This is a genomic window from Hungatella hominis (assembly GCF_014288005.1).
GTDB classification, from domain to species: domain Bacteria; phylum Bacillota; class Clostridia; order Lachnospirales; family Lachnospiraceae; genus Hungatella; species Hungatella effluvii.
Genome location: NZ_JACOPB010000009.1, coordinates 182,773 through 196,503 on the forward strand (window position 1 = coordinate 182,773; position 13,731 = coordinate 196,503).

A 13,731-nucleotide genomic window follows, 5' to 3' on the forward strand; every position below is an offset into this window, starting at 1 on the left:
ATGGCAGGTAAAGTAACAGTCGTTATTCCAAACTATAATGGCCTTAAATTTATGGAACCGTGCTTTGCAGCACTGGAGGCACAGAGTGAGAAAAACTTTGATGTGCTGGTGGTGGACAACGGTTCGACGGATGGAAGCGTTGAATGGCTGAAGGAGAGTGGAATTCCTTCGGTATTTCTTCCTGAGAATATTGGATTTCCGGGAGCAGTCAATATTGGAATCAAAAAAGCGGAGACGCCCTACGTCATCCTGTTAAATAACGATACGGAGCCGAAGCCGGATTATATCCGGGAAATGATCCGGATGATCGAGCGGTCTCCGAAGATATTTTCTGTGAGCAGCCGGATCATCCAGCTGCATCATAAGGAGTTAATGGACGATGCGGGGGACATGTACAGCCTGCTCGGCTGGGCGTTCCAGAGGGGCGTTGGACAGCCGGTTGCCGGATATAAAAAGCCCTGCCGGGTGTTTGCGGCCTGCGCGGCGGCGGCGATCTACCGGAGGGAAGTCTTCGAGGAGATTGGATACTTTGACGAGTCACATTTTGCCTACTTAGAGGATGTGGATGTCGGCTACCGGGCGCGGATCTACGGATATGACAATGTTTACTGCCCTGCCGCAGAACTTTACCACGTGGGAAGCGGAACCAGCGGTTCCAAGTACAATTCCTTTAAGGTAAAACTGGCGGCGAGAAACAATCTCTATTTGAATTATAAGAACATGCCGCTTCTTCAGCTGTTGTTTAATCTGCCGTTCCTTTTGATTGGGACCGGTATTAAATACCTGTTTTTCAAAAAAATGGGTTTTGCTGCCGATTACGCGGAAGGCTTTTCCGAGGGAATTAAGACCCTGGGAAAATGTAAAAAAGTGCCGTTCCGGCCAGAACATATCGGGAATTATCTGCAGATTGAATGGGAACTTTTTACCGGCACACTTCTCTATGTGTGGGAATTTCTCAAGAGAAGATTAAAAAAACTTACGGCGATTTAAGAATTATTTAATGGCATCATGGTACATTATCATGTATAATATACGAGAAATTATCATGGACAAGTTAGGTTTTCGTCGTACGACAGGAAGGTTATGCTGCTATGATAAAGGACAATCAGAAAAAACTGAACGGATTTCATGTAGTGCTGGATGGGCTGGTTATTATCGCCTCCTATGCTCTGGCGTGGTTTATCCTGCTTATGGGAAACCGGTTATTCAGCCCAGAAAAGAAGCTGCTGGCACCGCAGTATTATTTTGCTGCACTCATCATAATCGTACCGGGATATCTGCTGCTTTACGGCATATTCCACCTCTATGCGCCGAAACGGGTGCAGCAGAGACGATATGAGTTTGCCAATATCTGTAAGGCCAATCTTATTGGGTTTCTGCTTGTTACCATGGTCTTGTTTCTTCTTAACAAGAATCCATACTTTTGGAACTTCTCGAAGAGAATGGTATTTTATTTCTTCGCGATTAACATCATACTGGAAACGCTGGAGCGGAATCTGATCCGTTACGTACTTCATTCCATGCGTTCCAAGGGTTATAATCAGAAGCATATTCTGCTCATTGGTTACAGCCGCGCCGCGGAAGGCTTTATCGACCGGGTGCAGCAGAATCAGGAGTGGGGCTATCAGGTCAAGGGCATCCTGGATGACCATAAGGAATGGGGAACCGAGTATAAGTCGATCCATGTGATCGGCACGGTAAGCGATTTGGATGAGATTCTGGCGCTTAATTCTCTCGATGAGATTGCCATCACGCTGAGCATTGACGAATATGCAAACCTGGAAAAAATCGTGGCTTCCTGTGAAAAATCAGGTGTCCATACCAAATTTATTCCCGATTATAATAATATCATACCGACCCGTCCCTATACGGAGGATTTACAGGGGCTGCCGGTTATCAACATCAGGCATGTGCCGCTGACCGATCCGGTCAACGCCATCATGAAGCGGATTGTTGATATCTTCGGCGCCATTGTTGCGCTTGTGCTGTTTTCACCGGTGATGCTGGTGACGGCCGTGCTTGTCAAGCTGACTTCCCCGGGACCGCTGATCTACAGCCAGGAACGGGTGGGACTTCATAACAGACCATTTAAGATGTACAAGTTCCGGTCCATGGTGGTTCAGGCGCCTTCTGAGGAGAAGAGCAAATGGACGACGCCCCACGATTCGCGTGTGACACCGGTCGGCCGGTTTATCAGAAAGACCAGTATTGACGAGATGCCTCAGTTTTTCAACGTTCTGATGGGCGATATGAGCCTGGTGGGACCGAGACCTGAGCGTCCGCTGTTTGTAGAGAAGTTTAAAGAGGAGATACCGCGGTATATGATTAAGCATCAGGTCCGTCCGGGAATTACCGGCTGGGCGCAGGTCAACGGCTACCGTGGAGATACCTCCATCACGAAACGAATCGAGCACGATTTATATTACATCGAGAACTGGACCCTTGGATTTGATTTTAAGATTTTGTTTCTTACTGTGTTCAAAGGGTTTATCAATAAAAATGCGTACTGAGTAATGTCTGCAATGTAATGCCAGTACAGCAGGCACCAGAGGATGAGGTTATTTACATGAGCAAGGAATACGATGATGAGTTAGACCGAGCTTCCGGCCCGAATGGGCGGAGCAGGGCCAGAAACAGTGAACACGGAACTTCGGAAGATGCTTACTATCTGGATGATGACTTAAGTACCGCAGGATATAGCGATGCGGACGTTGACACATATGGAAGACAGCAGACGGGAAGACCCATGGGCCGCCCGTCTGAGAGTGCGCAGGGAAATGGCCGGCCTTCCGCAGGTACCGGCAGAACATCAGGAAACGGCGGACCGCAGGGCGGGAACACCAGAGTTCAGGGCAACAGCGGAATGCAGGGCGGCAGCGCCAGAACAGCAGGAAGTGCCGGTGCACAGGGAGGAAACTCCAGGACCGCAGGAAACGGCGGAATGCAGGGAGGAAACTCCAGGACCGCAGGAAACGGCGGAATGCAGGGCGGGAACTCCAGAGCCGCAGGAAACGGCGGAATGCAGGGAGGAAACTCCAGGACCGCAGGAAACGGCGGAATGCAGGGAGGAAACTCCAGGACCGCAGGAAACGGCGGAATGCAGGGAGGGAACTCCAGAGCCGCAGGAAACGGCGGAATGCAGGGAGGAAACTCCAGAGCCGCAGGAAATGGCGGAATGCAGGGAGGAAACTCCAGAGCCGCAGGAAATGGCGGAATACAGGACGGAAACGTCAGGCAATCCGGAAATGGCGTATCCCAGGGCGGAACTGCCAGGAATGCAGGAAACGGTGCGTCGCAGGGCAGTTTAGGAAACGGATCGAGGAATGCAGGAAACGGACAGACCCAGGGTGGTATGAGACAGGCCCAAGCGGCGGGTAATGGAAATGGCAGGGCCCGACAGGAAGGCGGAAGACCGGACGGAGGAAATCCGGTTCAGGGCGGAATGTCGAGAACAACTGGAAGACCTTCCGGGAATGGACAGCCTCAGGGCGGCGCCGGGAGATCCTCAGGAACCTCCGGCTATGAGCCGAGGCGTCAGACGCTTCAGGGAACCTCGCTTCAGATCGGTGACGGCGGAAGCGGTTCAGGCGGAATGGGAGGAAGGAAGCCTCAGGACGCAGCAAACCGGACAGCAGCAAGCCGTTCGGCGGCACAGGCAGCGAAGAAGAAAAAAATCAGAAGAATCATTGTTATGGCAGTCGCGGAAGTGCTGACACTGATTTGCATTGGGTTTTATGGTTATGCGCTGCGATTAAACAGTTCCCTGATTCATTCCAATGATTTTGACAAGAGCAAGGTTAAGAATACAGAACTGCCTGTCGCTAAGACGGAGCATATGCAGGGATATATGACAATTGCTGTGTTTGGTGTAGACAGCAGAGATGGAAACGTACATAAGGGAACAAATACCGACGTGATCATGCTCTGCAACATCAACCGCGATACGGGAGAGATTAAGCTGGTATCCGTTTTCCGTGATACGTATTTAAACACCAGCAGCGGCGGAACTTATAATAAAATCAATTCCGCCTATGCGAACGGCGGCGCCGAGCAGGCGCTGGCGGCACTGAACCGGAACCTGGATTTAAATATCGAAGACTATGTGACCTTTAACTGGAAATCTGTGGCAGATGGCATCAATATGCTGGGCGGTATCGATGGAATCGATATCAGTAAGGCAGAATTCCGCTACATCAATTCCTTTATTACTGAGACTGTACAAAAGACCGGCGTGCCGTCCACTCAGCTTAAGTCGGCGGGTGTCCAGCATCTGGATGGAATCCAGGCAGTTGCTTATGGCCGTCTCCGTCTGATGGATACGGACTATGCCAGAACTGAGCGCCAGCGTCTGGTTATTCAGAAGGCATTTGAAAAAGCAAAACAGGCCGATCTCGGCCTTTTGAACCGGATTCTTCTGATGGAAGTGGAACAGGTCGAGACATCACTGTCATTCAGCGATTTAACCAGCCTGATTCTCGATATCGGCAAATACCATATCGGTGAAACCGGCGGCTTCCCATTTGCCCGGGATTCCATGATTATGGGTAAGAAGGGAGACTGTGTTATTCCTCAGACGCTGGAGTCGAATGTAACGGAACTCCACAAATTCCTGTATGGAGAAGAGGGGTATCAGACAACCGATTTGGTTAAGAAGATCAGTGCAAAGATCTCGGCTGATTCCGGTATGTATAAAAAGGGAGTCAGTGTAGATCATGTTCCGACGGATCAGGGATACGTTCCAAAAGAGACGAAGGAGACGGATGAGACAAAGAAATCGACGAAGGAATCCGATGAGATTGACGAGCGGGAGTCCACATCAGAGGGCATATCGATTGAGGAGACGGATGAGAACGGAGATCCTGTAAAGCCGACGAAACCGGGAGAGACGACGGCGGATGGCACGAAGCCAACGAAACCGGGAGAGACCACGGCAGACGGTACGAAGCCGACGAAACCAGGGGAAACCACGGCAGACGGCACGAAACCGACCAGTTCGACGAAACCGGGAGAAACCACGGCGGATGGCACGAAGCCAACCAGTCCGACGAAACCGGGGGAGACGACATCGGCGGTTAAACCTTCCTCACCGGGAGATGAGACCACGGAATCGTCAGATTCCAGCACGGGACCTGGTGTAAAGCCTACGACGGCGCCTCATGAGTCCACCAGCGCACCGGAGACGACATCTCCGGGACCGGGCGGTTCAGCAGGGCCAGGAGGCGGAGGAACCGTACAGCCGGGTGGTTCAGGGAACGATGATGTAATCACGGTACCACCTCCAAACGCAGCATAAAGCATACTTAAGACATTAAAAAAGACATCTTTCAGGACTTTAGAAGCCCGGAAGATGTCTTTTTTTGCGATTTTCACATATTCAATATAATTTTATCACAAAATAGTCACATTTCATTGATAGACTTCAAATATCAAAAGAAAACAAAGGAAACAGGAAAGGGGATAGTTTTATGTATAACGAAAATGAAAACAACGATCTGGGCCGTACGACTCCTGAAGAACATAAAGAAGAACCTATTACAACGAACTTTACAATGAGAGATCCGGATCCGGAAGAAGCAGCACGTGAAAGCAGCTATGAGAGTAAAGGAACTCAGCCGGAGTACACAAGACAGGAGAGCCGTTCCGTATATGGACAGCAGCCGTATACGGAAAACCAGAGTCAGGGAATGAATCAGAGTCAGGGAATGAACCAGACTCATAATCAGCAGGCATACAGACCTTCGCAGCCGATGGGACAGAACCCATACCAGAGCGACCAGAATGCATATCAGAGCAGCCAGAGCGGCCAGAATGCATATCAGGGCAGCCAGAGCGAACAGAACGCATATCAGGGCAGCCAGAACGGTCAAAATCAAAACGCATACCGTTCCTCCTATGGTTATCAGCAGACGTCACAGAATCAGCAGTCCTATGGCGGGCAGCAGGGAATTCCACATTATCAGGAACACCAGTATCAGAGAATGGCACAGGGACCCGTTCCGGAAGGACCGAAGCCGCCGAAGAGGAAATCAGGCTTTGCAAAGAGAGCGGCAGCGGTTGTGGGCGCAGCCCTGGTATTCGGGGTGGTAGCCGGAAGTACCATGGTTGGAATCAACTGGGCGGCTGGCAGCTATAATCAGAGAAATCAGGTGGAAATCAGCCAGGCTGAGACGCTCCCGTCATCAGATGGTTCAGCGGCCGCATCTTCAGACAGCACATTAGGCCAGGTAAGTGGAACGGCTGCCAATATGGACGTATCCGCGATTGTTGATAAGGCAATGCCGTCAGTCGTTGCCATTACGAGCAAGGTAATCTATGAGAGCCAGACATTCTTCGGCCCGATGCAGAGAGAGGGCGTAGGCAGCGGCTCCGGTATTATTGTAGGAAAGAATGATGATGAACTTCTGATCGTGACAAATAATCACGTGGTACAGGGTGCCGAGGAGTTGAAGGTAACCTTTATCGACCAGACTCCTGTGGATGCCGCGATCAAAGGAACAGACGCCGACAGCGATTTAGCAGTGATTGCAGTAGCACTTAAGGACATTCCGTCCGATACACTGAGTCAGATCGCCATTGCCAGCCTCGGCAACTCCGATAACATCAAGGTAGGCCAGGGCGTTGTGGCAATCGGTAATGCACTCGGTTACGGTCAGTCCGTAACAGTCGGATATATCAGCGCACTTGACCGTACTGTACAGACAGAAGACGGCGTGAGCAGGGATCTTCTTCAGACAGATGCAGCCATCAACCCGGGCAACAGCGGCGGCGCACTTTTAAATATGCAGGGTGAAGTAGTTGGTATTAACTCAGCCAAATACTCTTCGACAGAAGTAGAAGGCATGGGATATGCAATTCCGATTTCCAAAGCTCAAAATATTATTGACACTTTGATGACAAGGAAGACCAGGACTCAGGTGGCAGACACGGAGCAGGGATATTTAGGCGTCCAGATCAAGAATATTGACGCGGCAACCAGCCAGCAGCTTGGCATGCCGCAGGGCGTTTTCATTTATAAGATCGTGGAAGGCGGCGCAGCTTCCAAGTCTGACCTCCGCGAAAAAGATATCATAACAAAATTTGACGGACAGAGCATCAAAACATACGATGATTTAACCAACATGCTGAAATACTATGAGGGTGGAACAACCGTTACCGTAACGGTACAGTCTCTGGAAAATGGTCAGTATGTGGAGAGAAATGTAGATATTACACTGGATAAGAAACCGGCAGAAAATTCCGTGAACTGATAAGGAAGAGACCGGATGGTTCAGAAAAGTGACAGCGTGCAGGCGCGCGGAGAAGGCTGAAAGAGTCTTCCCCGCGCGTTTTTTGATTGGCTGGGAAAATTCGTCTTATGAAATAAAACCTTTCGGGGATGCACACTGCGCGCTAAGGAGATATGGCCGCTGAAGCGACTGTGCTCCGGCGCGCGTCCGGTTTGTCGAACTTTTTGTCCCAGTGCTTTACCATGTTACGGAAAAGAATGGAAGGAAGTTGTTAAAAAAGTCTAAAATGCGGCAGTGCTCTTGTAGGATGAAAGTAAATGATTTATAATGAACAGGTGCGCCGGCAGTGAAATACGGCGGACAGAACGATAACGAATAATGATAACACATAGCGATAACATATAACGACAACATATAACAATCACATATAACTTAACATATAAAAGGAGAATAAATTTTGGAAGATAAAGAATATTTGGAAGAGACAAAGGACAGAGACGAGGGCGGCAAGGCTGTTTCGGAAGAAGCGGGAAAGACGCCTGTAAAGGACGATGACGAGTATGAGAAGATCTGTTACGTCTGCCGCAGACCGGAGAGTAAGACCGGCCCCATGGTTACCATGGGCGGGATGAATCTCTGCCATGACTGTATGCAGAAGGCATTTGACTCGGTGACACAGGGAGGATTTGACCTGTCGAAGATTCAGAATATGCCTTACATGAACTTAAACTTAAGTGAGTTTGGCAATCTGAATAATCAGGATGTGGAGATTCCGAAGAAGCAGAAGATCAAAAAAAGGACTCCCGAGGCGAAGAAGCCGGAGTTTGATTTAAAGGATATACCGGCGCCCCATGTGATCAAACAGAGACTGGATGAGTACGTGATCGGACAGGAACAGGCCAAGAAGGTGATTTCTGTTGCGGTTTACAACCACTATAAGCGTGTTTTCCTGGTAGATTCCGACAAGAGAGATGACGAAGGAAACGTACAGATCGAGAAATCCAACATTCTGATGATCGGGCCGACAGGAAGCGGAAAGACGTATCTTGTAAAGACTCTGGCGAAGCTTCTGGACGTGCCTCTGGCGATCGCGGACGCCACCTCGTTAACGGAGGCCGGTTACATAGGCGACGATATCGAGAGCGTGGTCTCCAAGCTTCTGGCCGCGGCCGACAACGATGTGGACCGGGCGCAGCGCGGCATCATCTTTATCGATGAGATTGATAAGATCGCGAAGAAGAAAAATACCAACAGCCGGGACGTGAGCGGTGAATCGGTTCAGCAGGAGCTTTTAAAGCTTCTCGAGGGCAGCAATGTGGAGGTACCGGTTGGCTCCAACCAGAAGAATGCCCTCACACCCATGACCACCGTCAGCACGGATAATATCTTATTTATCTGCGGCGGAGCGTTCCCGGATCTGGAGGACATTATTAAGGAGCGATTGACGAATAAGTCTTCCATTGGATTCGCAGCAGAGCTTAAGGATAAGTTTGATAAGGATCCTAATATTTTAGGCCGTGTGGTGAACGAGGATTTGAGAAAATTCGGTATGATTCCGGAGTTCCTGGGCCGTCTGCCGATTACGGTTACCCTGCAGTCGCTGACAAAGGAGCTGTTGGTGAGAATTTTAAAGGAACCGAGAAATGCCATATTAAAGCAGTATGAGAAGCTGCTGGAACTGGATGAAGTAAAGCTTGTATTTGAAGACGACGCACTGGAATGGATTGCAGAGCAGGCCATGAAAAAAGAAACCGGAGCCAGGGCCCTTCGTAGCATTATCGAGGATTTCATGCTGGATATCATGTATGAAATCCCGAAGGACCCCGAGATCGGTTCCGTCGTCATTACGAGAGCATACCTCGATAAAAACGGAGGTCCTCTCATACGTATGAGAGGCTATTATTGATTTACTCTCTGATACGTAAAAAGGTCTGATAGAGATCCAGCGTACCGTATCCCCACTCCCGGTTGGGATAGGTGTAGGCTGGATTTCTGTTTGCCCCCCGGATTAAATAAGCGCGTACACTGGCATCGCTCATAGCAGGATTGTTGCCCCGGACGATACCCCAGGTGAAGAGGTCGGCCACCGCTCCTGCTACATGGGCCGCAGCCACGGAGGAGCCGGTGCGCCGTGTCATGGGGAAGGTGTCACCGGTTCCTCCCGGCGACAGTCCGGGACCGTAGACGTTGACACCAGGGGCGGCCAGGTCCGGCTTAATTAAACCGCCCCGGGAATATCCCCTGCTGGAGTGGATGTAGATGCTGTTATTTGTGTGGTTATAAGTACTGACCGTGATGGGAACCGCCGCATTGGCCGGCTCCGTGATCGTGGTGTCAGGGTCGGAACGCAAAAAAAAGGTATCCTCATTGATGAAACCCTGTACGGGAAGCCACATATGAAAGATTCCGGTGATGAATAAGGAATTGTAGACGCGGACGTGCCAGATTCCGGCGGTCGGCGCGTCGAAGCGCATCAGGACAAATTGACTGCCGGAACCGATATCAGAGGTTCGGTAATTGACTGTAATGACAGTCTGTTCAAGCGTAAACGGGACGGTGATCTCTTCCCCGAGGCCGATCGGAAGCCGGGGAATCGCTTCGCCTGTAGGGGAGACAAAGCCAACTGTATAGAGCTCCGGCTCCGTTGCCCACAGCTCAAGAAAAAAGCCGCGTTCTCCGCTGGCCACCCGAATTTCCACATCTTCGTATTCCTGGCTGCTCAGCAGCCGTCCCATATAATGGTGGCGGAGTCCAGCTTCGTTGCCGGCTGGAAGAACGGCGGAGACCCCCACGATGCGTCCAATGTTGTTTAAGACCAGCCCGAGAGGCGAAGTACCGTCGTGACTCCCGTAATTCGTGCCCAGGCCGATATAAATGACGAGGGGAAGGCCCTGCCGAAGGGCTAACAGCTCCAGATATTTGATTCCCATCATGATATCATTTTCCTGATAGGCTATGGCATCTTCGGGAAGTAAGTAGAAATCGCGGAGGTACTGTTTGGCAGGTTTCAGTTTTACGACGCCGATGGAACAGTTTGGGGCAGCGCCTGTAAAGTCCTCGTTAGCAGTTGCACCCCCTGCCGCTATACCTGCCATAAAGGTTCCGTGTCCTGACGTATCCATAGAAGAAACAATGGAGAGCGGATCAGGAGAACGGAGCGCCTCGTCGATCTGGGATTTTAGGAATTCCTGTCCATAGGAGAAGCTCATGGCCGGCAGAGTGGCCGGTATTCCAAATGGAGCATCCGTAGTCCCCGTGGGTGCGGGAAGTGTCTGGTCCCAGATGCCGAGAATTCTGGAGGTGCCATCCGGAAGCCGGAACAGTGGATTTCGATAGTCGATTCCGGTATCGATGAAACCGATCATGGTGCCTTCCCCGCGGAGATTCAGTGTCGGCTGCTCAAAATTCTGGATAATGCCGGAGGCTTCCATGCTTGTAGTATCGAGCAGGGTATAGAGCGTAGGAATGGCAAAATACGTATATTTTTTTGTGGTGATAGGAAGGAGCGGTTCCAGTGGACTATATACAACTGCAAATTCCTGATCTACATAATCAATACAGCCCGCCTCCTGTTGAAGCCGAATATCTTCCGGAGAACTGTTGTTGTGACGGATGATAAAGTCCCCGTACTCTTCTGAGGCGGGATTAAAATCACAGACTGGCATGAAAAAAACTCCCACATTCTTTTTAGTAATGTATGCAGGTTCAGGGGCGGGAATTACTGGACTATGGATAAAAAACATAGTAAAATGGAGATAATAAAGACGGAAGGAGTGTGCGTCATGGTATTTATCGGTATCATCGTGCTGCTGGCAGCAGTGGATCTCTGTATAAAGAAGGCGATTGAAGAGCAGGAGGAATCCTCCTTTCCAAAGGAACTGAACGGAACGGGAGGCAAAATTATGCTGCACAAGAACCACAATCCCGGGTTTTCCTTTGGATTTTTAAAAGAGAGACCGGAATATGTGAAGATGGTTCCTCTCGCCGTGGCTTCGTTCATCGGCGGCGGCCTCGCGTGGATGCTGCCTAAGAAGGGAAACCTCGTGGATAAGATTGCCTTATCAGTGACGCTTGGCGGCGCTGTCAGCAACTTATACGACCGCCTGGTGAGAGACTATGTGGTGGACTATTTCAGTATTCAGTGTGGCAGATTAAAACGGGTTGTATTCAACTTAGGTGATATGTTTATCTTCTTCGGAGCGGGAATGATGCTGGTTCTGGAGATGATAAGAGCCTGGAAAGAACGCTAAATTAAGGGATAAAGCGGCCGCCTTATTGACACGGCCGCTTTTCTATTGTAGAATCAACAGTAAAATATAAAACAATAGGAGTTGATTTTTTTGGATTCAAGTGACTATATACAGTTGCTTATTTTGATTCTGTTAATTGGATTGTCTGCATTTTTCTCTTCCGCGGAGACTGCGCTTACTACGGTGAATAAGATTCGGATCAGAAACCTGGCGGAGGCGGGCGACAAGAGCGCCGTTACGCTGACGAAGGTTCTCGAGGATCAGGGTAAGATGCTGAGCGCGATTCTTGTCGGTAACAACGTTGTGAACCTGACCGCTTCCTCCATGTCCACGACACTGGCCATGAATATCTGGAGCAATAAGGCGGTTGGTATTGCAACCGGCGTTCTGACGCTGGTTATTCTGGTATTCGGTGAGATATCACCGAAGACGATTTCCACTCTGTATTCTGAGAAGATTTCATTAAAATATGCGAAGATCATCTATATGTTCATGACAGTCATGACACCGGTGATTTATGCGGTTAATGTGCTGTCCTCCGGATTTCTGCGCCTTGTCCATGTGGACCCCAACCGGAAACAGGAGGCCATCACCGAGGATGAACTGCGTACCATCGTGGAAGTGAGCCACGAAGAGGGCGTGATCGAATCGGAAGAGAAGAAGATTATTAATAATGTGTTTGATTTCGGCGATTCCGTGGCAAAGGACATCATGGTTCCGAGAATTGATATGGCCATGGTGGAGGTCGGCGCCACCTACGATGAGCTGATTGATATTTTCCGTGAGGAAAAATATACGCGTATGCCCGTATACGAGGAGACGACGGACAACGTAATCGGTATCATCAACATGAAGGATGTACTCCTCATCGATCGGAATGAAGAATTTCATGTCCGTGACCTGCTCCGTGAACCGCTCTATACATATGAGTATAAGAACACGGCGGAGCTGATGGTGGAGATGCGCCAGACCAGCAACAACATGATCATCGTCCTGGATGAGTATGGCGCTACGGCCGGTATGATTACGCTGGAGGACTTACTGGAAGAGATTGTCGGTGAGATCCGGGATGAGTACGACGAGGATGAAGAACAGGAGCTGGTGGAAGTCGGCCCTGGAGAATATGTGGTGGAAGGCTCCATGAAGCTGGATGATTTAAACGACCAGCTGGATCTGGAACTGGAATCCGAGGACTATGATTCGATCGGCGGCCTGATTATCGGGCAGCTGGACCGCCTTCCGGAAGAAGGCGAGAGCGTCGTCTGTGACGGAATCCGCCTGGTTGTGGACAGGCTGGACAAGAACCGGATCGACCGGGTGCACATGTATCTTCCGAAGGAGCAGAACGTTGACGCGTAGGGAGGCAGCAGTATGAAGGTGATTTATCATATCGATGAGATGGACCGGTGGCCCCTGGTGCTTGGGAATGTCAGGAACATGACCGCTTACTATCATGAGCAGAAGGAGAGCTACACCATCGAAGTGCTGGCCAACTCGGCCGCGGTGAGCGGGTATGCAGTGATTTCACCGGAGCATGAAGACGCCATGAAGGCCCTGGCAGGAGAAGGCGTGGTATTCGCCGCCTGCAGCAATGCCCTGAAAGGGAACGCCATGACGAAGGATGATATCTTTGATTTTATCACCGTGGTTCCGGCCGGCGTGGTGGAACTGGCGGCGAGGCAGGCCGAAGGGTATGCCTATATCAGGCCATAACAAAAAAAGAGAGTGCCGGAGACGCGGCCCGTGGAGCAGATTAAGCTCCATAAGCCGATGTCTCCGGCACTCTTTTTTTAGTGAAACGGTAAAGTTTCGCTCATGCGCTGCCCCGTATCTCTCCAAAACGGGGATAATCAGCTGATCATCCCGCCGATGGTCCCGCTGGCCGCGCAAATAGCCATGGTGGTGAGAATCTGGTTCATCGTTCCGTTCAGCCCCTTGTTTAACAGGAAGGAGACGGCTAGAAGCACCAGGAAATAGACGAGTCCCAGCGTCAGCCCCCAGAAAAAGCGGCGCTGCCGTATGCTCTTTCCCATGATGAGTCCGCCGACTAAACAGGTGATGATGTAGACCGCGTTGACACCGATGCGGATCTGTCCCTCCTTTAAGCGGAATTTATAGAGGGCAAAGGCCAGAACAACCAGGAGAATTCCGGTCAGTATGTACGAGATGAGCAGGGTTTTTAAGGTAGCCTGCAGCTTTGATTTTTCCATTTGTTTTTCCCCCAATCTTGTCTTCTGGTTCAGTATATTCTGGGG

Annotated in this window: 10 protein-coding genes; 8 read left to right on the forward strand and 2 right to left on the reverse strand. The window is 50.3% G+C overall.

Features of this window, described 5'->3' with window-relative positions; translation table 11 throughout:
• From H8S75_RS19195 to clpX, 5 genes are all read left to right on the forward strand, one after another.
• The gene (locus tag H8S75_RS19195) at positions 1-990 is read left to right on the forward strand and encodes a glycosyltransferase family 2 protein (RefSeq protein ID WP_187023015.1); all 990 of its coding nucleotides are present in this window, start codon (positions 1-3) and stop codon (positions 988-990) included.
• Positions 991-1,091: 101 nt separating this feature from the next.
• Positions 1,092-2,510 carry an undecaprenyl-phosphate glucose phosphotransferase gene (locus tag H8S75_RS19200; protein ID WP_117634444.1) on the forward strand — a complete coding sequence of 473 codons (1,419 nt, stop codon included), beginning with the start codon at positions 1,092-1,094 and terminating at the stop codon, positions 2,508-2,510.
• 56 nt (positions 2,511-2,566) lie between these two features.
• Positions 2,567-5,293, forward strand: coding sequence for an LCP family glycopolymer transferase (locus H8S75_RS19205; RefSeq protein ID WP_187023016.1), 2,727 nt, complete (start codon positions 2,567-2,569; stop codon positions 5,291-5,293).
• A 172-nt stretch (positions 5,294-5,465) separates the two neighbouring features.
• Positions 5,466-7,247: a S1C family serine protease gene (locus H8S75_RS19210; RefSeq protein ID WP_187023017.1), complete on the forward strand. Its 1,782-nt coding sequence runs from the start codon at positions 5,466-5,468 to the stop codon at positions 7,245-7,247.
• 436 nt (positions 7,248-7,683) lie between these two features.
• Entirely contained in the window at positions 7,684-9,132 is a 1,449-nt protein-coding gene (gene clpX, locus H8S75_RS19215; protein ID WP_117634450.1) for an ATP-dependent Clp protease ATP-binding subunit ClpX, read from the forward strand.
• Between the two features lies 1 nt (position 9,133).
• Here clpX and H8S75_RS19220 read toward each other — a convergent pair whose 3' ends face one another.
• On the reverse strand, positions 9,134-10,891 hold the full coding sequence (locus H8S75_RS19220; protein ID WP_117634452.1) for a S8 family peptidase: 1,758 nt from the start codon (positions 10,889-10,891) through the stop codon (positions 9,134-9,136).
• Positions 10,892-11,008: 117 nt separating this feature from the next.
• On the opposite strand from H8S75_RS19220, the gene H8S75_RS19225 reads away from it, so the two are divergent.
• The 3 genes from H8S75_RS19225 to H8S75_RS19235 all read left to right on the forward strand — a co-directional run bounded on the left by H8S75_RS19225 (position 11,009) and on the right by H8S75_RS19235 (position 13,189).
• Positions 11,009-11,476, forward strand: coding sequence for a signal peptidase II (locus tag H8S75_RS19225; RefSeq protein ID WP_187023048.1), 468 nt, complete (start codon positions 11,009-11,011; stop codon positions 11,474-11,476).
• Positions 11,477-11,566: 90 nt separating this feature from the next.
• Entirely contained in the window at positions 11,567-12,835 is a 1,269-nt protein-coding gene (locus tag H8S75_RS19230) for an HlyC/CorC family transporter (protein ID WP_110325042.1), read from the forward strand.
• Positions 12,836-12,847: 12 nt separating this feature from the next.
• Entirely contained in the window at positions 12,848-13,189 is a 342-nt protein-coding gene (locus tag H8S75_RS19235) for a DsrE family protein (protein ID WP_117634454.1), read from the forward strand.
• 137 nt (positions 13,190-13,326) lie between these two features.
• On the opposite strand, the gene H8S75_RS19240 is transcribed toward H8S75_RS19235, so the two are convergent.
• On the reverse strand, positions 13,327-13,686 hold the full coding sequence (locus H8S75_RS19240) for a TIGR04086 family membrane protein (protein WP_002601577.1): 360 nt from the start codon (positions 13,684-13,686) through the stop codon (positions 13,327-13,329).
• Positions 13,687-13,731 lie beyond the last annotated feature (45 nt).